This is a genomic window from Streptomyces sp. NPDC041108, from assembly GCF_055592645.1.
In genome coordinates this window covers 330,889-351,829 of record NZ_JBVIYK010000005.1, presented here as the reverse complement: position 1 = coordinate 351,829, position 20,941 = coordinate 330,889, and the positions used below count along the sequence as shown (strand labels likewise).

The following is a 20,941-nucleotide window of genomic DNA, read 5'->3' as shown; positions in this document are numbered from 1 at the left end:
GACGGGCGGCCCGGCAACGGGTCCATAACACCGCGTCACACCTTCCTTGACGCCCCACGGTCCCCGGTGGCCCCTTCCGGCTCACCCGCGGCTCACCCCTGGGCCCTCGCCTCCACCATCTGCTTCAGCTTGGCGGGGGTCATGGACTGGTCCGCGTAGATGTTGGTGCCGTTGAGGAAGACGCTCGGCGTGCCGGAGAAGCCGCCCTTGCTGAACGCCTCGTTCGACTTGGCGACCCAGCTGTTGTGCCTGCCGTCCTCGACACAGGTGCGGAAGGGGGCGGTGTCCAGTCCGTCCACCTTCTTCGCCAGGTCGAGCAGTCTGGCCTCGCCGGCGAAGTCGTCGTTCGTCTCGGGCGGCTGGTTCTCGTAGAGCACGTCGTGGTACTCCGGGAACTTGCCCTCGTTCTGCGCGCACGCGGCGGCGTTGGCGGCCTTGCGGGAGCCGCTGCCGCCCATGTTCCCGTCGATCAGGGTGGCGAGGTGGTACTCGACCTTCAGCTTCCCGGCCTCGGTCAGCTCGTGGACGGTCGAGCGGTAGGCGTCCTCGAAGGACTTGCAGGCCGGGCAGCGGAAGTCCTCCCACACGGAGAGGGTCGACTTGGCTCCGGCGTCCCCGACCGGGATCGCGAGGCTGTCCTCGCCGTTCGCCCCCGAGGGCGCCACGACCGGGCCCGAGGCGTCGGACTCGTCGTCCTTGCCCGCGTTCGCCGCCACCACGCCGATGACGGCGGCCAGCCCCAGGACGCACACCACGGAGGCGCCCACGATCAGTACCCGGCGGCGCTTCTCGGCGGTCTTCTGCTTCTCGCGCTCCTCCGCCAGCCGTTCACGGGCGGTGCGCTTTCCCTCACGGTTCTTCTCGCTCACATCCCGCAGAACGAACCGGGGAGGCGCACCGCGCCTCCCCGGTCCCACTTCCACCCGTTCGAGTGAGCGGATTGCCCGTCACGTTCAGCGATCCCCGTACGACAAACGGGTGAACGTCACGAGCGTCCGACGCGCCGGGTCAGGCGCCCCGGCGCACACCCTTGGCGAGGTCGCCGGCCAGTTCCCGTACGGCGTCCAGACCGGCCGCCTCGTCGGGGGCGTCCAGCATCAGCTTCACGAACGCGGAGCCGACGATCACACCGTCGGCGAATCCGGCGACCTCGGCGGCCTGCTCGGCGTTGGAGACGCCGAGGCCGACGCAGACCGGCAGGCCGGAGCCCGTGGCCCGGGTGCGTTCCACCAGGTCCTGGGCCTGCGCGCCCACCGACTCCCGGGTGCCCGTGACCCCCATCAGCGAGGCGGCGTAGACGAAGCCGCTGCCCGCCGCGGTGATCTCGGCGAGCCGGGCGTCCCTGCTGCTGGGCGCGACCACGAAGACCGTGCCGAGGCCGTGCTTGTCGGCGTGCTCCCTCCACAGCGCCGACTCCTGGACGGGCAGGTCGGGCAGGATGCAGCCCGCGCCGCCCGCCTCCGCCAGCTCGGCCGTGAAGCGCTCCACGCCGTAGCGGTCGATGGGGTTCCAGTACGTCATGACGAGGACGGGCTTGCCGGTGGCCTCGTACGCCTCCCGGACCGTGCGCATCACGTCCGCGATCTTGACTCCGCCGCGCAGGGCGATGTCGTCGGCGGTCTGGATGACGGGTCCGTCGAGGACCGGGTCGCTGTGCGGCAGCCCGACCTCGACGATGTCGGCGCCGCCCTCGAAGACCGCCTTGATCGCGGCGATGCCGCCGTCGACGGTGGGGAACCCGGCCGGCAGATAGGCGATGAGCGCGGCCCGGCCCTCCGCCTCGGCGGCGGCGAGGGTGTCGCTCAACAGCTGGATATTGCCGCTCACTTGGCGTCCCCCTCGATCTCGGCGAGATCGGCCGCGTCGGCCGCGACCTCGGCGTCGGTGTCGTACAGGCCGAAGTAGCGCGCGGCCGTGTCCATGTCCTTGTCGCCGCGCCCGGACAGGTTGACGACGATCAGCCCGTCCTTGCCCAGTTCCCTGCCGACCTCCAGGGCGCCGGCGAGCGCGTGGGCGCTCTCGATCGCCGGGATGATGCCCTCGGTGCGCGACAGCAGACGCAGTGCCTGCATGGCCGCGTCGTCGGTGACAGCACGGTACTCGCCCCGGCCGCTGTCCTTGAGGTACGCGTGCTCGGGGCCGATGCCGGGGTAGTCCAGGCCCGCCGAGATCGAGTACGGCTCGGTGATCTGGCCCTCCTCGTCCTGCAGGACGTAGGAGCGCGAGCCGTGCAGGATGCCCGGCTCACCGGCGGTGAGCGTCGCCGCGTGCTCGCCGGTCTCGACGCCGTGACCGGCGGGCTCGCAGCCGACGAGGCGGACTCCTGCGTCCGGGATGAAGGCGTGGAAGAGCCCGATCGCGTTCGATCCGCCGCCCACACAGGCGACGGCCGCGTCGGGCAGGCGTCCGGCGCGTTCGAGGATCTGGCGCCGCGCCTCGACGCCGATGACACGGTGGAAGTCGCGGACCATCGCGGGGAAGGGGTGGGGCCCGGCCACGGTCCCGAACAGGTAGTGCGTGCGGTCGACGTTGGCGACCCAGTCCCGGAACGCCTCGTTGATGGCGTCCTTGAGGGTCCGCGAACCGGATTTCACGGCGATGACCTCGGCGCCGAGCATGCGCATGCGGGCGACGTTCAGGGCCTGTCGCCGGGTGTCGATCTCACCCATGTAGATGGTGCAGTCGAGGCCGAACAGCGCGCAGGCCGTGGCGGTGGCGACGCCGTGCTGGCCCGCTCCCGTCTCGGCGATGACCCGGGTCTTGCCCATGCGCCTGGTGAGCAGGGCCTGCCCGAGCACATTGTTGATCTTGTGTGATCCGGTGTGGTTCAGGTCCTCGCGCTTGAGGAACACCCGCGCCCCGCCGGCGTGCTCGGCGAACCGGGGCACCTCGGTCAGCGCGCTCGGCCGGCCGGTGTAGTGGACGAGCAGATCGTCGAGCTCACGCGCGAACTCGGGGTCGTGCTTGGCCTTGTCGTACTCCACGGCGACCTCGTCCACGGCGGCGACCAGCGCCTCCGGGATGAACTTGCCGCCGAACGCGCCGAAATACCCCTCGGCGCTGGGAACCCGACCCTCGGGGTCGGGAATGAAGAACTCACTGGACATGCGCATACCTCGCAGGGGCGTGGCCCCGTCGTCGATCGGAATCCGGCTCACAGCGATCACGTACGCACACACCGCCCCGCGGTACCGGGGTCCCCGCACTTCGGTGGGACGCCGTGCCCGACCGCCACCGCTCACCGGCCGCCGGGGACACGGCACCCGGCGTTCGGCGGGAGGGGACGCGGCTCAGCCGCCCGCAGGGCGTCGGCGCGTACGTGTCCTGGGCCATCGCATGCCGTTCACCTGACCCGGCTCGTCACCGATGACGTAGCGGACCCGGCGCCCGTGGACGCGACGGGCGGGGGCCCGGCAGCCACGGGGACGGCACCCGCGCGCGAGGCGGGCGTAGGGGTCCCGGGGAGTCATGGTGATCGAGAACATCGGGGCACAGCCTACCGGCCCGGGCTCACCCGTGTGGGTGACCACGACCGATCCGGCGGCTCCGTCGCACCCCGACGCCCCGGCCGGGACGGATCCCGGCCGGTCGGCGGCGAAGGTACGGCCGGTCATGGCCGGGTCAGCCCCGCCCGTGCCGCAGGGCGGGGTGCTCGCCCGCGGCGACGAGGTCGGCGACGGCGGTCTTGGGGTCCTTGCCGGTGACGAGGGACTCGCCCACGAGGACGGCGTCGGCGCCGGCGTTGGCGTAGGCGATGAGGTCGTGCGGGCCCCGGACGCCGGACTCGGCGATCTTGACGACGGAGTCCGGGATCTCGGGGGCGACCCGCTCGAACGTGGAGCGGTCGACCTCCAGGGTCTTGAGGTTGCGGGCGTTGACGCCGATCACCCGTGCTCCGGCGTCGACCGCGCGTTCGACCTCGTCCTCGTCGTGGACCTCGACGAGCGGGGTGAGCCCGATGGACTCGGCGCGCTCGATGAGCGATTCCAGCGCCGGCTGGTCGAGCGCGGCGACGATCAGCAGGACGACGTCGGCGCCGTAGGCCCGCGCCTCCCACAGCTGGTACGAGGTGACGATGAAGTCCTTGCGCAGGACGGGGATGTCCACGCGCGCGCGGACGGCCTCCAGGTCGGCCAGCGAGCCGCCGAAGCGGCGCTGTTCGGTGAGGACGGAGATGATCGCCGCGCCACCCGCCTCGTAGTCGGCGGCGAGACCGGCCGGGTCGGCGATCGCGGCGAGCGCGCCCTTGGAGGGGCTGGACCGCTTGACCTCGCAGATCACCTTGACGCCGTCGCCGCGGAGCGCGGCCACGCCGTCCTTGGCCGCCGGAGCCTTCGCCGCGCGCTCCTTGAGCTCGTCGAGGCTGACGCGCGCCTGCCGTTCCGCGAGGTCGGCACGGACTCCGTCGATGATCTCGTCGAGCACACTCACGCGAGCGGCCCCCTTTCAGACGGTGGGAACGATGAAAACGCCAAAAATCAGTGACAACGTTTGACGGTCATGTATTGACAGTCGAGCGGTTCTCAGGGTTGAGGCAGTTCACTGCGATGGTATCCGCAGGAGGGCGTGGGCCTCGCATCCGGTTGACGGCGGTCCCACTACCTGGACGTTCGCGGTTCGATCAAGGATGGAGCCAGCCACCGAACGGCAGGTTCCGGACAACCGTGAAGACCAGCGCCAACGTGCCGAGGGACCACAGGTGCACGGGGCCGAGGCGCGGGCGCAGGGGCCGTCCGCGCGCCGCGCGGACCACCCAGACGGTCCACAGCACCGCGAAGCCCAGGAAGCCCGCCACGGCCAGCGCGTTGTCGGTGAGGGCGGTCGCGACGTCCCCGTGCGCGAAGGCGTGCGCGCTGCGCAGACCGCCGCAGCCGGGGCAGTACAGGCCGGTGAGGCGCCACAACGGGCAGACCGGGTAGTGGCCGGGTTCGTTGGGGTCCACGGCCGCGACGTACGCGAAGGCACCGCCGACGGCCGCGAGCACCCCGGCGGGCACCGCGAGCGCGCGGAGCGCGCGGCCCGCCGTGGCGGTCACGTCGCGGGGCGGTGGCGCGGTCGGCTGGGTCTCGGCGTTCACACCCCGCATTGTGCCCCGCGCGGGGCGTACGCGCCGGAGGGACGGCCCGCGGTGACGCGGAACCGTCCCCGGGGCGGATGTCAGCCCTGGGCGCCGGCCGGCTCGGGGGTCGTCCCGGCCTGCGCGCGCACCGCCGCCGTCTCGTACGCGGCGTGCGCGTCCTTCGGCTGGCCCATGCCCATGGCGCGCATGATCATGCCGACGACGCCGCCGAGGACGGTGATGACCATGCCAGCCCAGAATCCCAGCGGCTCGGCCATCACCATGAAGGCGCCCGAGACGCAGAAACCGATGAAGGCGATGGTGACGCCGGTCCAGGCGGCCGGGGTGTGACCGTGGCTGCTGCCCGCCATGACTTGCTCCTCGTTGTCCATTGCGTGGTGCTCGATGCGTGTCGCTCGATGCCTGTGCTGAGTCGGACGCTCGTCGTCCATTGTCCCGTACGGGTACGGGTGCCTTGAGCGGGGGTGTCCACTCCCGCGTTCGGGGGGTCGCTCCGCGGGTGCGACCCGGTTGCGGCCTAGGCGGGGCCCGGTCCCGTCGGGTCCTCGCCCCGGTCCAGGGCCTTCCACATGTCCTCGGGCCGGTCGGGGTCGACCGGCCGGGCTCTGCGCGGCCGGGGGGTGCCGTCGCGTTCGTAGCGGCCGGACATCGCGGGCCACCGCCGTCCGTGGCGCAGCGCGAGCAGTCCGGCGAGCAGGATGAGCGCGCCGCCGGCGGCCGCGACGTACGGCCAGCCGGTGTGACTGAGCGCGTCGACGGTCGCGGCGGTGTCGCCGGAGGCCTCGGCCGCCTTGTCGTCGAGCGCGGCACTGTCCCGGGCGCCGAGCAGCGCGGCGGCGATGGTGCCCGCCCCGGAGAGGGCGAGCAGCGCGGAGACCAGGACGCGCCCGGAGCGGCGCACGGCGAAGACGGCGACGAGCGCGGCCAGACCCACCACGGCGAGCGCCGCGGGCACGCCCGTGACGTCGCTGCCCTGGGCGGTCAGCGGGAAGTCGCCGCCCGCCACCGAGATGGTGCCCTCCGACCAGCGCTGCCGGCTGGCGAGCAGCACGACGGCCGCGCCCAGGGCACCGCTGAGCAGCGCCAGAGCGAGACTGCGCCGGCCGGCGCGGACGGACGCGGATTCGGAACGGGGGTGGTCAGGTGCTGCGGTCACGTACCCCACTATCGCCTGCCCCCCGGGTGGGTTGTCACCCGGGGCGCACGTGAGAAGCGCCCTACTCGCCCAGCCGGTTCGCCGTGTGCACCGCGCGCAGGACCGCCGCCGCCTTGTTGCGGCACTCGGTGTCCTCGGCGAGGGGGTCGGAGTCGGCGACGATGCCGGCGCCGGCCTGGACGTACGCCGTGCCGTCGCGCAGCAGTGCCGTGCGGATGGCGATGGCGGTGTCGGAGTCGCCGGCGAAATCGAGGTAGCCGACGCAGCCGCCGTACAGGCCCCGGCGGGACGGCTCCAGCTCGTCGATGATCTGCATCGCGCGCGGTTTGGGGGCGCCGGAGAGGGTGCCGGCGGGGAAGCAGGCGGTCAGGACGTCGAAGGCCGTGCGGCCCGCCGCGACCCGGCCGGTGACGGTGGACACGATGTGCATGACGTGGGAGTACCGCTCGACGGACATGAAGTCGACGACCTCGACCGAGCCCGGCTCGCAGACCCGGCCCAGGTCGTTGCGGCCCAGGTCGACGAGCATCAGGTGCTCGGCGCGCTCCTTGGGGTCGGCGAGCAGTTCGTCGGCGAGGGCCTGGTCCTCCTGCGGGGTCGCGCCCCGGTGCCGGGTGCCGGCGATGGGGTGGACCATGGCCTGCCCGTCCTCGACCTTGACCAGGGCCTCGGGGGAGGACCCGACGACGTCGAAGCCGTCGAAGCGGAACAGGTACATGTACGGGGACGGGTTGGTCGCCCTCAGGACGCGGTAGACGTCCAACGCGCTTGCCGTGCACGGGGTTTCGAAGCGCTGGGAGGGGACGACCTGGAAGGCCTCGCCGGCCCGGATGCGCTCCTTGATGTCCTCGACGGCCTCCTGGAAGTCGGGGCCGCCCCACAGCGCGGTGTACTCGGGCAGCTCGGAGGGCGGGAGCGCCGCCGGGGGCTGGGCCACGGGCCGGGCGAGGTCGGCCTCCATGGCGTCGAGGCGGGCGATCGCGTCGGCGTGGGCCTCGTCGACGCCGGTGTCCAGGTCGTTGTGGTTGATGGCGTTGGCGATCAGCAGGACCGAGCCCTCCCAGTGGTCCATGACCGCCAGGTCGCTGGTCAGCAGCATGGTCAGCTCGGGCAGCTGCAGGTCGTCCCGCCCGCCGGGGCCGATCTTCTCCAGGCGGCGCACGATGTCGTAGCCCAGGTAGCCGACCATGCCGCCGGTGAAGGGGGGCATGCCCTCCTGGTGGGGGGTGTGGAGGGCCTCGATGGTGGCGCGCAGGGTGGCGAGGGGGTCGCCGTCGACGGGGACGCCGACGGGCGGGGTGCCGAGCCAGTGGGCCCGGCCGTCGCGGGCGGTGAGGGTGGCGTGGCTGCGGACGCCCACGAAGGAGTAGCGGGACCACGAGCGGCCGTTCTCCGCGGACTCCAGGAGGAAGGTGCCGGGGCGCTCGGCGGCGAGCTTGCGGTAGAGCCCGACGGGGGTGTCGCCGTCGGCGAGGAGCTTGCGGCTGACGGGGATGACCCGGCGGTCGCCGGCCAGCTTGCGGAACGTCTCGAGGTCCATGGCGGCTGACCTTACTGATCCAGTGACGGTACGTCGGAATCGGCGCCGCCCGGGGAGCCTTGCTCGGCCTTGAGGACGTCCTCGTCGAAGCAGGTACGGGCGCCGGTGTGGCAGGCCGCGCCGACCTGGTCGACCTTGACGAGGACGGTGTCGGCGTCGCAGTCCAGGCTGACGGACTTCACCCACTGGAAGTGGCCGGAGGTGTCGCCCTTGACCCAGTACTCGCGGCGGCTGCGCGACCAGTAGGTGCAGCGGCCGGTGGTGAGCGTGCGGTGCAGGGCCTCGTCGTCCATCCAGCCGAGCATGAGCACCTCACCGGTGTCGTACTGCTGGGCGATGGCAGGCAGGAGCCCGTCGGCGCCGCGCTTGAGGCGGGCGGCGATCTCGGGGTCCAGCGCGCTGGGAGTGCCGGGGCCGGCGGAGGCTCCCGGGCTGTGGGGGCGGCTGGAGGACGGCGTGCTGGTCATGCGTGCCATTGTGCCGCGCCGCGCCGGCCGGCCTCGCCGGTTGTCCACAGGCCGGACCCTCTTGTCGTACGAATGACCGGCCCGTATGACCACCGTCCGGGTACCCGTGTGCGGGGATCGGCGCGACCTGTGCTGGGCGGGGCGGTGGCCCGGTCGTAGGCTGGCTGGCATGTCTACCCATGCCAAGCGTGAACGGCTTCTCTTCGCCGACCTGTTGGAGACCGCTGGCCCCGAGGCCCCCACCCTGTGCGAGGGCTGGACGACCCGTGATCTGGCCGCGCACGTGGTCGTGCGCGAGCGCCGCCCCGATGCCGCCGGCGGCATACTCATCAAGCAGCTCGCGTCGCGCCTCGACCGGGTGATGGAGGAGTTCGCCGCCAAGCCGTACGAGGAGCTGATCCAGCTCGTGCGGACCGGTCCGCCGCGTTTCTCGCCCTTCAACCTCAAGCAGATCGACGAGGCGTCGAACACGATCGAGTTCTACGTCCACACCGAGGACATCCGCCGGGCCCGGCCCGAGTGGACCCCGCGCGAGCTCGACCACGTCTTCCAGGACGCCCTGTGGTCCCGCCTGGAGCGCACGGCCCGCCTCATGGGCCGCCGCTCCCCCACCGGCCTGGTCCTGCGCCGCCCCGACGGGCGGACGGCGGTGGCCCACCGCGGCGCCCCCGTCGTCACCGTCACCGGCGAGCCCGCCGAGCTGCTGCTGTTCCTCTACGGCCGCCAGCAGGTCGCCGATGTCGAGCTGGAGGGCGAGAAGGAGGCGATCGCCAAGCTGCACGAGACGAAGCAGCTGGGGATCTGAGCGGGACCGGCGGGTAGCCGGTTGCCGCGGATCTCGCCGCGGGCCCGCCGACGCACGGATCCCGGCCCCCTCGGGGCGGCCGGGATCCGTGCGGGGCACGGGCGTCAGCGCACCGGGTGCCCGGCCGCCCGCAGCGCGTTCTTGACCTCGCCGATGCGCAGGTCGCCGAAGTGGAAGACGGAGGCGGCGAGGACGGCGTCGGCGCCCGCCTCGACGGCCGGGGGGAAGTCGGCGAGCCGTCCGGCGCCGCCGGAGGCGATGACGGGGACGGTGACGTGCTTGCGGACGGCGGCGATCATCTCCAGGTCGTAGCCGTCCTTGGTGCCGTCCGCGTCCATGGAGTTGAGCAGGATCTCGCCCGCGCCCAGTTCGGCGGCCCGGTGGGCCCACTCGACGGCGTCGATGCCGGTGCCCTTGCGGCCGCCGTGGGTGGTGACCTCGAAGGATCCGGCCTCCGTGCGGCGGGCGTCGACCGACAGGACCAGCACCTGGCGGCCGAAGCGCTCGGCGATCTCGCGGATGAGGTCCGGGCGGGCGATCGCCGCCGTGTTGACGCCGACCTTGTCCGCGCCCGCCCGCAGCAGCTTGTCCACGTCCTCGGCCGTGCGGACGCCGCCGCCGACCGTCAGCGGGATGAAGACCTGCTCGGCGGTGCGGCGCACCACGTCGTACGTCGTCTCGCGGTTGCCCGACGAGGCGGTGATGTCCAGGAACGTCAGCTCGTCGGCGCCCTCGGTGTCGTACACCTTCGCCATCTCGACGGGATCGCCCGCGTCGCGCAGGTTCTGGAAGTTGACACCCTTGACGACCCGGCCGTTGTCCACGTCCAGGCAGGGGATGACTCGGACCGCCAGGGTCATGAAATCCACGGCTCCTTAGGAATGGCCTGATGGCCTCGGGAGGGCCGGCGAAGGCCCGCGAGCGCCTAGCCTCTGAATGCTTCGATCTCTACTTCGACGAGGATGCGGGGGTCGACGAAGCCCTCCACGACCAGCAGGGTCGCGGCGGGACGCACCGGGTCGAAGATCTCCTTGTGGGCCCGCCCCACGTCCTCCACGTCCCGCATGTGGGTCAGGTACATCCTGGTACGGATCACCGACTCGGCGCCGAGCCCGAACTCGTCGAGCGCCCGGACCGCGTTGGTGAAGGCCGCCTTGGCCTGTTCGTAGGGGTCGCCCTCCCCGTGCAGCACGTCGCCCCTGAAGGCCGTCGTGCCCGCCACCAGAACACGGTCGCCCGCCGCGACGGCGCGCGCGAAACCGAAGGACTCCTCCCAGGGACTCCCGCTCTGCACCCGCCGCACGGCTTCGGACGTCATGACACCGAGTCCTCTCAGGACGTGGCCGCAAGGGCCTCTTCCAGGGTGAACGCCTTCGCGTACAGGGCCTTGCCGACGATGGAACCCTCGACACCGAGGGGCACCAGCTCGGCGATGGCCCGCAGGTCGTCGAGGGACGACACGCCGCCGGACGCCACGACCGGGCGGTCCGTCGCGGCGCACACGTTGCGCAGCAGCTCCAGGTTGGGGCCCTGGAGGGTGCCGTCCTTGGCGATGTCGGTGACGACGTACCGCGCGCAGCCCTCCTTGTCGAGGCGTTCCAGCGTCTCGTAGAGGTCGCCGCCGTCGCGGGTCCAGCCGCGGCCCTTCAGCGTCGTGCCGCGCACGTCGAGGCCCACGGCGATCTTGTCCCCGTGCTCGGCGATGACCTTGGCGACCCATTCGGGGGTCTCCAGGGCGGCCGTGCCCAGGTTGACGCGGGTGCAGCCGGTGGCCAGCGCCTTCGCCAGGGAGGCGTCGTCCCGGATGCCGCCGGACAGTTCGACCTTGATGTCCATCGCCCGGGTGACCTCGGCGACCAGGTCCCGGTTGTCTCCGGTGCCGAACGCGGCGTCCAGGTCGACCAGGTGCAGCCACTCGGCGCCCGCGCGCTGCCAGGCGAGGGCGGCCTGGAGCGGTGAGCCGTAGGAGGTCTCCGTGCCGGACTCGCCGTGGACGAGCCGGACCGCCTGGCCGTCACGGACGTCGACGGCGGGAAGGAGTTCGAGCTTTGCCATGGCTACAGGGTTCCGATCCAGTTGTTCAGCAGCTGCGCTCCGGCGTCGCCGGACTTCTCGGGGTGGAACTGGGTGGCCCACAGCGCGCCGTTCTCCACGGCCGCCACGAAGGGCTTGCCGTGCGTCGACCACGTGACCTTGGGCGCGGTGAGCGCGGGGTTGTGCGTCTCCAGGGACCAGTCGTGGACGGCGTAGGAGTGCACGAAGTAGAAGCGGGCGTCGGCGTCGAGGCCGGCGAACAGCCGCGTGCCGGCCGGGGCCTCGACGGTGTTCCAGCCCATGTGCGGCACGATCTCGGCCTGGAGCGGCTCGACGGCGCCGGGCCACTCGTCGAGCCCCTCGGTCTCCACGCCGTGCTCGATGCCGCGGGCGAAGAGGATCTGCATGCCGACGCAGATGCCCATCACCGGGCGGCCGCCGGAGAGCCGGCGGTCGATGATCCAGTCGCCGCGCGCCTCCTTCAGCCCCTTCATGCAGGCGGCGAAGGCGCCGACGCCGGGCACGAGCAGCCCGTCGGCGTTCATGGCCCGGTCGAAGTCACGCGTTATCTCGACCTCGGCACCGGTGCGTGCGAGGGCCCGCTCGGCGGACCTCACGTTGCCGAAGCCGTAGTCGAAGACGACGACCTTCTTGGGGGCGCTCAATTCCACACCTCCAGCCTCATGACACCGGCGACCAGGCACATCGCGGCGCCGACGGAGAGCAGCACGACGAGCTGCTTCGGCATCCCCTGCTTGACGAAGGAGATGATCCCGCCGACCAGGAAGAGGCCGACGACGATCAGGACGGTCGACAGGCCGTTCACAGCGCGCCCTTCGTGGAGGGCAGGATGCCGACCGCGCGCGGGTCGCGCTCGGAGGCGTAGCGCAGGGCCCGCGCCAGCGCCTTGAACTGGCACTCGACGATGTGGTGCGCGTTGCGGCCGTAGGGCACGTGCACGTGCAGCGCGATCTGGGCCTGGGCGACGAAGGACTCCAGGATGTGCCGGGTCATCGTGGTGTCGTACTCGCCGATCATCGGCGCCATCTTCTCGGGCTCGGTGTGCACGAGGTAGGGGCGGCCGCTCAGGTCCACGGTCACCTGGGCGAGCGACTCGTCCAGCGGGACCGTGCAGTTGCCGAAGCGGTAGATGCCCACCTTGTCGCCGAGGGCCTGCTTGAAGGCGGCGCCCAGCGCGAGCGCGGTGTCCTCGATGGTGTGGTGGGAGTCGATGTGCAGGTCGCCGTCGGTCTTCACGGTCAGGTCGAACAGGCCGTGCCGGCCGAGCTGGTCGAGCATGTGGTCGTAGAAGCCGACCCCGGTGGAGATCTCCGTCCGGCCGGTGCCGTCGAGGTTGATCTCGACGAGGACCGACGTCTCCTTGGTCGTCCGCTCTATGCGTCCTACGCGGCTCATGCGTCCGTCTCCTTCTTCAGTTCACGTACCGCGTCGAGGAACGCGTCGTTCTCTTCGGGGGTGCCGGCGGTGACCCGGAGCCAGCCCGGTACTCCGTTGTCCCGGACCAGGACGCCCCGGTCGAGGATCCTCTGCCACATGGTGTGGGAGTCGTCGAAGCGGCCGAACTGCACGAAGTTGGCGTCGGACGCGGTCACCTCGTAGCCGATCGCCAGCAGTTCGCCCACCAGCCGGTCCCGCTCCGACTTCAGCTGCTCGACGTACTTCAGCAGTGTGCCGGTGTGCTCCAGGGCGGCCAGGGCGGTCGCCTGGGTGACGGCCGACAGGTGGTACGGCAGCCGGACCAGCTGGACGGCGTCGACGACCGCCGGGTGGGCGGCGAGGTAGCCGAGGCGCAGGCCCGCCGCGCCGAACGCCTTCGACATCGTGCGCGAGACGACGAGGTTCGGCCGGCCCTCGATGAGGGGCAGCAGCGAGTCGCCGTGACTGAACTCGACGTACGCCTCGTCGACCACGACGAGCGACGGCTTCGCCGCCTGTGCGGCCTCGTACAGCGCCAGGACGGTCTCGCCCGGGACGGCGGTGCCGGTGGGGTTGTTGGGGGTGGTGATGAAGACGACGTCGGGCCGGTGCGCGGCGATCGCCTTCTCGGCGGCGGCGAGGTCGATCGTGAAGTCGTCGTTGCGGGGGCCGGAGATCCATTCCGTGCCGGTGCCGCGGGAGATCAGGCCGTGCATCGAGTACGAGGGCTCGAACCCGATCGCGCTGCGGCCGGGCCCCCCGAAGGTCTGCAGCAGCTGCTGGATGACCTCGTTGGAGCCGTTGGCGGCCCATACGTCGGCGAGGCCGACCTCGTGGCCGGAGGTGTCCGTCAGGTACTCGGCGAGGCGGGTCCGCAGCTCCACCGCGTCCCGGTCCGGATAGCGGTTGAGGTCGCGCGCCGCCTCCCGCACCCGCTCGGTGATCCGCTCGACCAGCGCCTCGGGCAGCGGGTAGGGGTTCTCGTTGGTGTTCAGCCGGACGGGGACGTCGAGCTGGGGCGCGCCGTAGGGGCTCTTGCCGCGCAGTTCGTCCCGTACGGGGAGATCGTCGATTCCGAAGCTCACTTGCCGGGTACCTTCCAGCCGAACCGTGCCTTGATCGCCGCGCCGTGCGCGGGCAGGTCCTCCGCCTCCGCCAGCGTCACCACGTGGTGCGCGACCTCGGCCAGCGCGTCCTTCGTGTAGTCGACGACGTGGATGCCGCGCAGGAAGGACTGGACGGACAGACCGGAGGAGTGACAGGCGCAGCCGCCGGTCGGGAGCACGTGGTTGGAGCCGGCCGCGTAGTCGCCCAGGGAGACCGGCGCCCAGGGGCCGATGAAGATCGCGCCGGCGTTGACGACGCGCTCGGCGACGGCCGCGGCGTCGGAGGTCTGGATCTCCAGGTGCTCGGCGCCGTACGCGTTGACCACCCTGAGGCCCTCGTCGACGCCGTCGACCAGCACGATCGCGGACTGCCGGCCGGCCAGCGACGGACGGATCCGGTCCTCGACGTGCTTGGTGGCCTCGACCTGCGGCTCCAGTTCCTTCTCGACCGCGTCGGCGAGGGCGACGGAGTCGGTGACGAGCACCGCGGCGGCGAGCGGGTCGTGCTCGGCCTGGCTGATCAGGTCGGCGGCGACGTGCACCGGGTCGGCGGTGTCGTCCGCGAGGACGGCGATCTCGGTCGGGCCCGCCTCGGAGTCGATGCCGATGACACCGGTGAAGTACCGCTTGGCGGCCGCCACCCAGATGTTGCCCGGCCCGGTGACCATGTTGGCGGGCGGGCAGGACTCGGTGCCGTACGCGAACATCGCCACGGCGGTGGCGCCACCGGCCGCGTACACCTCGTCGACGCCGAGCAGCGCGCAGGCCGCGAGGATCGTGGGGTGCGGGAGTCCGTCGAACTCTGCCTGCGCCGGGGAGGCGAGGGCGATCGAGGGGACGCCGGCCTCCTGCGCCGGGACCACGTTCATGATCACGGAGGAGGGATACACCGAGCGGCCGCCGGGGGCGTAGAGGCCGACGCGCTCGACCGGTACCCACTTCTCGGTGACCGTGCCGCCGGGGACGACCTGGATGGTGTGCGTGGTGCGGCGCTGCTCGCGGTGGACGATACGGGCGCGGCGGATCGACTCCTCCAGGGCCGCGCGGACGGCCGGGTCGAGCTGCTCCAGCGCCTGGGCGACGGCCTTCGCCGGGACCCGTACGGAGGTCAGGCGCACCCCGTCGAACCTCTCCGCGAAGTCGATCAGCGCCGCGTCTCCCCGATGATGCACGGCCTCGCAGATCGGACGCACCTTCTCCAGGGCGGCCGAGACGTCGAAGTCGGCTCGGGGCAGCAGGTCGCGCAGGGCGGGTCCCTCCGGGAGGGCGTCGCCGCGCAGATCGATTCGGGAGATCACGTTCCCAATTCTCTCAGACCCGCGTCGGCCGACATCCGCGCGTTCCACTGGCTGATACGAGGCGGCCCGGGAACCCGGAAGATCACCTTCACGTCTTGCGTTCAGGACGTCACTCAGCGGGCATCACCAGCGTAAACAGTTGCGCGATACACGTGAGTGCACTCGGGTGCGCCGGAGTGACACAGGACGGGGGAAGGAAGAGCTGTGAGCGAGGGGCCCGGCATCCGGGACGACGGAGAGCTGCCGGACGACCTGACCGCCGCCGAAGCGGGCATGTGGCAGGCCTTCCGCAACGGCAGCGTGTACGACCTGCGCAACGGCGACCTCGCCGTGGACGACCCGCACGGGGGCCACCCCTGGGGACCCGAGCGGAGCGTACGGGCACGGATCGTGGCCTGGCTGCTGCTGGACGGGCCGCCCGCGCTGGCCGGGCGGGTCTCGGCGTTGAAGCTGGTCGGTGTCCAGATCAAGGGCGTCCTGGAGCTGGCGGGCGGCCAGGTGGTGCCGTACGTGGAGATGAAGGGCTGCCGGTTCGAGAAGGAGATCCTGCTGCCGGAGGCCCGGTTCACGACCGTGCGTCTGGTGGACTGCTCGGTGCCCCGGCTGGAGGCGGCCCGGCTGCACACGGAGGGTGATCTGCATCTGCCGCGCTGCCGGTTCCACAACGGGGTGCGGCTGGCGGACGCCCACATCGGCACCGATCTGCTGCTCAACCAGGCGGTCGTCTACCGCGACCGGCACGGCCGTTCGCTCTCCGCCGACGGGCTGACCGTCGCCCAGGACGTCCAGGCCGAGATGCTGGAGTCGCACGGGGAGCTGAGCCTGCGCGGCGCGACCGTCGGCGCCTCGCTCAGCCTGCGCGGCAGCCGCCTCGCCAACCCCTACGGCCGCCTCGCGCTGAACGCGCCCCAGCTGACCGTCGAACGCACCCTGTATCTGACGCCGGCCGGCATCGGCAATCCGCTGCACACCAGCGGCAGTACGCCCGCGCGCGGTACCCGCGTGCAGCGGTTCGAGTGCGCGGGCGGCATCCGGCTGGACGACGGGCGGTTCGGCGACTCCGTCGACCTGGAGCGGGCCCGCTTCACCTTCACGGACGAACAGGAGCTGTCGCTGCGCCGCGTCCAGGTGCCCGAGCTGCGGTTCCTCGGCGACCGGCCGGAGCGCGGCAAGGTCGTCCTGTCCGGGGCGCGCGTCGGCGTCCTGATCGACAGCTCGGAGAGCTGGCCCGGCCCCGGCAACCTCCACATGGGCGGCTTCCAGTACGAGTCGCTGGTGCCGCGCGACCGGTTCCCGCTGGCCAGGCGGCTGGACTGGGTGGCGGCGGCGACCGCCGAGTACAGCCCGGAGCCGTACGAGCGGCTGGCGAGCGTGCTGCGGGCCGGCGGGGACGACGAGGGCGCCCGCGAGGTGCTCCTCGCCAAGCAGCGCCACCGGCGGCAGGGCCTGCCGCTCGCGGCCAAGCTCTGGGGCCACGCGCAGGACTGGACCGTCGCCTACGGGTACCGGCCGGGCCGGGCGGCGGTGTGGATGGCGGTGCTGTGGGCGCTGACCTCACTGGCCTTCTCCCAGTCGGACCATCCGCCGATGAAGAGCGGCGAGCACCCGCACTGGAGCGCCTCCCTGTTCGCCCTGGACCTGCTGCTGCCGATCGTCGACCTGGGTCAGGTCGGCTACTGGCAGCTGCGCGGCGGCTGGCAGTGGCTGGCCGCGGTGGTGATCATCCTGGGCTGGATCCTGGCGACGACGGTGGCGGCGGGCGCCACCCGGCTCCTGAGCAGGAACTGAACCCGTTCCTCCCGCGGGCCGCCCGGTGCCGGGGACCTTAATGTGGGCAGCACACAACCGGACTCGCCGTCCCGCCGTCTTGTTAGCGGAACCGCCGGTCGCGACATCGCCGACCGCGCGGCACGACAGCGGGAACCCGGTCCGCGCGAGCGGGGCCGGTTCAAGCGCAAGGGGGTGTCATGGGGCCGCTGCGCGCGCTCGTGCGTACCGTCCGGATGGCACGTCACACCTCCCGGCTCGCCGCCGGGCTGGTCGCCGACGACGAAGTGCTGCTCGACGCACCGGACGAGCGGCTCGGGCCCGCGCTGGTGGCGGCCGGCCGCGGTGAGTACGCGCCGGCGGCGAAGCTGCTGGCGACCACCCGGGAGGCCGCCGAGTGGGAGAACCGCGACCGGTACGCGTTACGGCTCGCCACCTACGCCCACGCGCGCGACGCATGGCTGCGGGCCTGGCACGCGGCGGCGCCGCACGACCCGGACGCCCTGCTGATCAGGGCCGAGCTGGCGGTGGCCCGCGGCTGGCGCTCCCCCGCCCGCGTCGAACTGCTGCGCGAGGTGGGTCCGCTGATCGCCGCCGCCGCGGAGGGTGAGCCGCGCGACCCGGTGCCCTGGCGGATCGCCCTCGACCACGCCCGGGGCACGGGCCTCGGCCACACCGGGTTCGAGCGGCTGTGGGCGGAGGCCGTCCGTCGCTCCCCGCACCACTACGGATGTCATGTATCGGCCCTGAAGTACCTCTCGGCCGCCTGGTACGGCTCGCACCGCGAGTGCTTCGACTTCGCCGAGCGGGCCGCCGAGGACGCGCTGCCCGGCTCCCTCGTCCGGGCGCTGCCGGTCCGGGCGGCCCTGGCGTACCTCACCGAGGACGGCGGGTCCGTGATCCCCCGGGCGCGGCTGGACGCGGCGGCGGACGGCGCGATCGCGCTCTCCGCCGAGTACGAGCCGGGCGACCCCTGGCCGGCGGAGGTCCGCAACCTGCTGACGTACGTCCTGGTCCGCCTGGAACGCTGGCCGGACGCGCTGGCCCAGCTGCGCATGATCGGCCCGTACGCCACGTCCTTCCCGTGGGACCGGATGTCGGGCGATCCGCTGGGCCAGTTCCTGCAGTTGCGGGACGGCGTACGGCTGGAAGTGGCGTGCTCGATCCCGCTGCGCGCACGGCCCCAGCGGCCGGGACGGGCCGCGGGATAGCGTCCGCCGGAGGTCACCAAACGAGTACGGACGAACGCGCGCGCCCCGACGAGCATTAGGCTCTGGCCTCGTGACCACCGTCCGGCTGCCGCTCTTCCCCCTGAACTCGGTGTTGTACCCGGGGCTCGTGCTACCTCTGAACATCTTCGAGGAGCGCTATCGCGCGATGATGCGCGAGTTGCTGAAGACCCCCGAGGACCAACCCCGCCGCTTCGCCGTCGTCGCCATCCGCGACGGCCACGAGGTCGCGCCGAGTGCTCCCGGCATGCCCGATCCGACCGCCCAGCCCGACCGGGGCCCCACCGCGGGCTTCGGCGGCGAGCCGACCAAGGCGTTCCACTCCGTGGGCTGCATCGCGGACGCGGCGACGATCCGGGAGCGCGACAACGGCACGTACGAGGTGCTCGCGACCGGGACGACCCGGGTGCGGCTGCTCTCGGTGGACACCTCGGGCCCGTTCCTCGTGGCGGATCTGGAGGAGTTGCCGGAGGACGCAGGTGACGAGGCGGGCGCGCTCGCGGAGGGCGTGCTGCGGGCGTTCCGCCAGTACCAGAAACGGCTCGCGGGCGCCCGGGAGCGCTCGTTGTCCACGGGCGCGGACCTGCCGGACGAGCCGGCCGTCGTCTCGTACCTGGTCGCCGCCGCGATGATGCTCGACACGCCCGCCAAGCAGCGGCTGCTGCAGGCCCCCGACACGGCGTCCCGGCTGCGCGACGAGCTGAAACTCCTGCGCGCCGAGTCCGCCATCATCCGTAGTCTGCCGTCGTTGCCCGCGTCGGAGCTGACGCGGAGCCCGACGAGCCTCAACTGACGTACACGGATAGGCCGATGGCGAAGAAGTCGAAGAAGCAGCAGGCGGGCGGCACGCCCGCGACGGTGGCCCTGAGCGCGGCGGGCGTGGAGTTCACCGTGCACGCCTACGAGCACGATCCGGCGCATCCGTCCTACGGCGAGGAGGCGGCCGAGGCGATGGGTGTGTCCCCCGAACGGGTCTTCAAGACCCTGGTGGCGGACGTCGACGGCGCGCTCGTGGTCGCGGTCGTGCCGGTGGCGGGCTCGCTGGACCTGAAGGCGCTGGCGACGGCGGTCGGCGGCAAGCGGGCGGCGATGGCCGACCCCGCTCTGGCGGAGCGCACGACGGGCTATGTCCGGGGCGGTATCTCCCCCCTCGGCCAGCGCAAGAGGCTCCGCACGGTGCTGGACGCGTCCGCGGAGGGCCACGACACGATCTGCGTCTCGGCGGGGCGGCGCGGCCTGGAGGTCGAGCTGTCCCCTCAGGACCTGCTGAAGCTGACGGAGGCGGTCGCGGCGCCCATCGGCCGCGGGTGACCCTCCGGGGGGCGCGGTACGTACGTGAGGTGCGGGTCCGGTGGGGCTTCCCGCGCGGTTCCCCGCGCCCGCAGGCCCCCGCCCACCCGCGCCCGAACGCGCACCCCGAACGCGCCGAGGGCCCTCACGCGCTCGGCGAGCCGTACCCGTCCTCGGACACACCCGGCTCCGGATCCCGCGGCCCGAACACCGCGGTCAGACACAGGTGCACCAGCATCGCCGCCATCGGCCACACCAGCAGCGCCCCCTTCGCCGCCAGCTTCAGAGGCGCGGAGAACGTCACCCCCTGCCCGACCTCCTTCGCCCGCGCCGCGACATCGGTCTCGGGCCCGAGCCAGACCCCGAGCCGCCACGCCAGCACGCCTCCCAGCAGGCCGCCGACGGTGAGCGCCACGACGAGCGGCACCCCGCCGTGCCGGCGCAGCAGGAAGACGACGAGCGCGGACAGCGCGCCGGCACCGAGGGCCAGGAGTATGAACGTCCCGTCGACCCCCACGGCCTGTTCGCCCTCGGTGTCCTTGAAGTAGACCGCCGACCCGTCGGAGACGAGCGGCACGTGCGGCGCGAGCCACCACCACAGCAGACCCAGCAGCACCCCGCCGACCAGCGCGGTGACCACGGTGACGACGGCGGCCTCGGTCAACTCGGTCCGCAGTCCGGGACCGGCCGGCTTCTGCGGCTCGTACCAGAGGTCCGCCTCGCCCCCGCCGCCGGCGGGCGGCGGACCCCAGGGGTCGTTCGGGGACTGGTTGTGCGGCGGCGGAGGGGGAGTCAACGGTGCGGTCACCCTGCCATCGTGCCAGGCCCGGCCGCGCGCCGCGTCACCGGACGGCGGCCCGCCGGTATGCCCAGGTGGCGACGGCGAGCGAGACGACCCCGACCCCCGCGCACACGGCGAGGTCCCCGAGCACGAACGCCCAGTCGGGGTTCGGCCCGAAGGTCCGCGCGAGGGCCTCCACGCCGTACGTCGAGGGCAGCAGGTCCCGGGCGAACTGCACGAAGCCCGGCATCCGGTCGGCCGGCAGCACCCCCAGCAGCAGCGCCGCCGACATACCCAGCTGCCCGAGGACGGTGGCCAGTTCCGGACGCGGGGCGAGCAGACCCAGCGCGGCGCCCAGCCCGGCGAGCGCGGCCCCGGCGAGCGGGATCACGGCGGCGAGCACCCAGAGGTGGGCCAGCGGCAGTCCGAAGAGCACACAGCCGAAGACGGCGGTCACGACGGCCCCCGGCACGGTGAACGAGGCGTACGCCCCCGCCGCGCCCAGCACCACCGCCGCCGGCGGCACCGGCAGCGTCGCGTAGTGGTCCAGTCCGCCGTTGGACCGCAGCTGCCCGAAGTACTGGGCCAGCAGGTTCAGGGCGACGAAGGCGACGACCAGGACCGCCGAACCGGCGACCACGGCGTGTGCCTCGGCCCCGCCGTCCACCACTCCGCGCATCAGGATCATGATCCCGACGGACTGGAACGTGGCCACGAACAGCAGCGGGATCCGCGCGACCCGGGCCCGGGACAGCTGCGCCCGGTACACGGCGCACAGCGAGGGCCACAGGCGCGCGCGGGGCCCCAGCTCGGCGGCTTCGCGCGCCACGCGCCCCTCTGCGGCCAGGGCCTGGCCCGGCAGGATCTCGGCGGGTACGACACTCACGTCGTGCTGCTCCTCTGCGCTTCGGCTGTCGCCCATTGTCGTACGGTCGCGGCAGCCCTGCCGTT

25 protein-coding genes are annotated in these 20,941 nt (G+C 72.6%); 5 read left to right on the top strand and 20 right to left on the bottom strand.

Annotation, left to right across the window (positions count from 1 at the left end; all coding sequences use genetic code 11):
• Nucleotides 1-92: 92 nt before the first annotated feature.
• From ACZ6BB_RS17295 to hisI, 10 genes are all read right to left on the bottom strand, one after another.
• Complete coding sequence (locus tag ACZ6BB_RS17295) at nt 93-869, bottom strand: thioredoxin domain-containing protein (protein ID WP_471616005.1); 777 nt, start codon at nt 867-869, stop codon at nt 93-95.
• A 139-nt stretch (nt 870-1,008) separates the two neighbouring features.
• On the bottom strand, nt 1,009-1,827 hold the full coding sequence (gene trpA, locus ACZ6BB_RS17290) for a tryptophan synthase subunit alpha (protein ID WP_471616004.1): 819 nt from the start codon (nt 1,825-1,827) through the stop codon (nt 1,009-1,011).
• Complete coding sequence (trpB, locus tag ACZ6BB_RS17285) at nt 1,824-3,107, bottom strand: tryptophan synthase subunit beta (protein WP_471616003.1); 1,284 nt, start codon at nt 3,105-3,107, stop codon at nt 1,824-1,826. Before trpB ends, trpA begins: the two co-directional genes overlap by 4 nt.
• A 183-nt stretch (nt 3,108-3,290) precedes the next feature.
• Nucleotides 3,291-3,470 (bottom strand): tryptophan biosynthesis modulator TrpM, encoded by a 180-nt coding sequence (gene trpM / locus ACZ6BB_RS17280; protein WP_471616163.1) that lies wholly within the window; start codon nt 3,468-3,470, stop codon nt 3,291-3,293.
• Between the two features lie 151 nt (nt 3,471-3,621).
• Complete coding sequence (gene trpC / locus ACZ6BB_RS17275) at nt 3,622-4,431, bottom strand: indole-3-glycerol phosphate synthase TrpC (RefSeq protein WP_471616002.1); 810 nt, start codon at nt 4,429-4,431, stop codon at nt 3,622-3,624.
• Nucleotides 4,432-4,621: 190 nt separating this feature from the next.
• Nucleotides 4,622-5,086 carry a DUF2752 domain-containing protein gene (locus ACZ6BB_RS17270; RefSeq protein ID WP_471616001.1) on the bottom strand — a complete coding sequence of 155 codons (465 nt, stop codon included), beginning with the start codon at nt 5,084-5,086 and terminating at the stop codon, nt 4,622-4,624.
• A 71-nt stretch (nt 5,087-5,157) separates the two neighbouring features.
• Nucleotides 5,158-5,430, bottom strand: a complete 273-nt coding sequence (locus ACZ6BB_RS17265; protein WP_471616000.1) for an HGxxPAAW family protein — start codon at nt 5,428-5,430, stop codon at nt 5,158-5,160.
• A gap of 167 nt (nt 5,431-5,597) precedes the next feature.
• Nucleotides 5,598-6,245: a TIGR02234 family membrane protein gene (locus ACZ6BB_RS17260; protein WP_471615999.1), complete on the bottom strand. Its 648-nt coding sequence runs from the start codon at nt 6,243-6,245 to the stop codon at nt 5,598-5,600.
• A gap of 52 nt (nt 6,246-6,297) precedes the next feature.
• Nucleotides 6,298-7,776, bottom strand: coding sequence for an anthranilate synthase component I (locus ACZ6BB_RS17255; protein WP_471615998.1), 1,479 nt, complete (start codon nt 7,774-7,776; stop codon nt 6,298-6,300).
• An 11-nt stretch (nt 7,777-7,787) separates the two neighbouring features.
• Nucleotides 7,788-8,243: a phosphoribosyl-AMP cyclohydrolase gene (gene hisI, locus ACZ6BB_RS17250; RefSeq protein WP_471615997.1), complete on the bottom strand. Its 456-nt coding sequence runs from the start codon at nt 8,241-8,243 to the stop codon at nt 7,788-7,790.
• A 169-nt stretch (nt 8,244-8,412) separates the two neighbouring features.
• Here hisI and ACZ6BB_RS17245 point away from each other — a divergent pair, with 169 nt between their 5' ends.
• On the top strand, nt 8,413-9,048 hold the full coding sequence (locus tag ACZ6BB_RS17245) for a TIGR03085 family metal-binding protein (RefSeq protein ID WP_020115242.1): 636 nt from the start codon (nt 8,413-8,415) through the stop codon (nt 9,046-9,048).
• 104 nt (nt 9,049-9,152) lie between these two features.
• Here ACZ6BB_RS17245 and hisF read toward each other — a convergent pair whose 3' ends face one another.
• The 8 genes from hisF to hisD all read right to left on the bottom strand — a co-directional run bounded on the left by hisF (nt 9,153) and on the right by hisD (nt 14,923).
• On the bottom strand, nt 9,153-9,908 hold the full coding sequence (hisF, locus tag ACZ6BB_RS17240) for an imidazole glycerol phosphate synthase subunit HisF (protein WP_471615996.1): 756 nt from the start codon (nt 9,906-9,908) through the stop codon (nt 9,153-9,155).
• Between the two features lie 65 nt (nt 9,909-9,973).
• Nucleotides 9,974-10,366, bottom strand: coding sequence for a RidA family protein (locus ACZ6BB_RS17235; RefSeq protein ID WP_471615995.1), 393 nt, complete (start codon nt 10,364-10,366; stop codon nt 9,974-9,976).
• Nucleotides 10,367-10,380: 14 nt separating this feature from the next.
• The gene (priA, locus tag ACZ6BB_RS17230; protein ID WP_471615994.1) at nt 10,381-11,103 is read right to left on the bottom strand and encodes a bifunctional 1-(5-phosphoribosyl)-5-((5-phosphoribosylamino)methylideneamino)imidazole-4-carboxamide isomerase/phosphoribosylanthranilate isomerase PriA; all 723 of its coding nucleotides are present in this window, start codon (nt 11,101-11,103) and stop codon (nt 10,381-10,383) included.
• Nucleotides 11,104-11,105: 2 nt separating this feature from the next.
• The gene (hisH, locus tag ACZ6BB_RS17225) at nt 11,106-11,753 is read right to left on the bottom strand and encodes an imidazole glycerol phosphate synthase subunit HisH (RefSeq protein WP_383889874.1); all 648 of its coding nucleotides are present in this window, start codon (nt 11,751-11,753) and stop codon (nt 11,106-11,108) included.
• Nucleotides 11,744-11,908 (bottom strand): hypothetical protein, encoded by a 165-nt coding sequence (locus tag ACZ6BB_RS17220; RefSeq protein WP_005478154.1) that lies wholly within the window; start codon nt 11,906-11,908, stop codon nt 11,744-11,746. The genes hisH and ACZ6BB_RS17220 overlap by 10 nt, the downstream gene beginning before the upstream one ends.
• Nucleotides 11,905-12,498 carry an imidazoleglycerol-phosphate dehydratase HisB gene (gene hisB / locus ACZ6BB_RS17215; RefSeq protein WP_329899018.1) on the bottom strand — a complete coding sequence of 198 codons (594 nt, stop codon included), beginning with the start codon at nt 12,496-12,498 and terminating at the stop codon, nt 11,905-11,907. The genes ACZ6BB_RS17220 and hisB overlap by 4 nt, the downstream gene beginning before the upstream one ends.
• Nucleotides 12,495-13,604, bottom strand: coding sequence for a histidinol-phosphate transaminase (locus ACZ6BB_RS17210; protein WP_471615993.1), 1,110 nt, complete (start codon nt 13,602-13,604; stop codon nt 12,495-12,497). Before ACZ6BB_RS17210 ends, hisB begins: the two co-directional genes overlap by 4 nt.
• Entirely contained in the window at nt 13,601-14,923 is a 1,323-nt protein-coding gene (gene hisD, locus ACZ6BB_RS17205; protein WP_471615992.1) for a histidinol dehydrogenase, read from the bottom strand. Before hisD ends, ACZ6BB_RS17210 begins: the two co-directional genes overlap by 4 nt.
• Nucleotides 14,924-15,127: 204 nt before the next feature.
• On the opposite strand from hisD, the gene ACZ6BB_RS17200 reads away from it, so the two are divergent.
• From ACZ6BB_RS17200 to ybaK, 4 genes are all read left to right on the top strand, one after another.
• Nucleotides 15,128-16,711 carry an oxidoreductase gene (locus ACZ6BB_RS17200; protein WP_471615991.1) on the top strand — a complete coding sequence of 528 codons (1,584 nt, stop codon included), beginning with the start codon at nt 15,128-15,130 and terminating at the stop codon, nt 16,709-16,711.
• Between the two features lie 179 nt (nt 16,712-16,890).
• Entirely contained in the window at nt 16,891-17,901 is a 1,011-nt protein-coding gene (locus ACZ6BB_RS17195; RefSeq protein WP_471615990.1) for a hypothetical protein, read from the top strand.
• Between the two features lie 70 nt (nt 17,902-17,971).
• On the top strand, nt 17,972-18,712 hold the full coding sequence (locus tag ACZ6BB_RS17190; protein WP_059080661.1) for an LON peptidase substrate-binding domain-containing protein: 741 nt from the start codon (nt 17,972-17,974) through the stop codon (nt 18,710-18,712).
• A 17-nt stretch (nt 18,713-18,729) separates the two neighbouring features.
• Nucleotides 18,730-19,230 (top strand): Cys-tRNA(Pro) deacylase, encoded by a 501-nt coding sequence (ybaK, locus tag ACZ6BB_RS17185; RefSeq protein ID WP_471615989.1) that lies wholly within the window; start codon nt 18,730-18,732, stop codon nt 19,228-19,230.
• A 124-nt stretch (nt 19,231-19,354) separates the two neighbouring features.
• Here the strand turns inward: ybaK and ACZ6BB_RS17180 are convergent, their stop codons facing one another.
• Both ACZ6BB_RS17180 and ACZ6BB_RS17175 read right to left on the bottom strand, forming a co-directional pair.
• A complete protein-coding gene (locus ACZ6BB_RS17180) occupies nt 19,355-20,017 on the bottom strand; it encodes a DUF2567 domain-containing protein (RefSeq protein WP_471615988.1) in 663 nt (220 codons plus the stop codon).
• Nucleotides 20,018-20,051: 34 nt separating this feature from the next.
• Complete coding sequence (locus tag ACZ6BB_RS17175) at nt 20,052-20,912, bottom strand: ABC transporter permease (RefSeq protein WP_471615987.1); 861 nt, start codon at nt 20,910-20,912, stop codon at nt 20,052-20,054.
• Between the last annotated feature and the right edge of the window lie 29 nt (nt 20,913-20,941).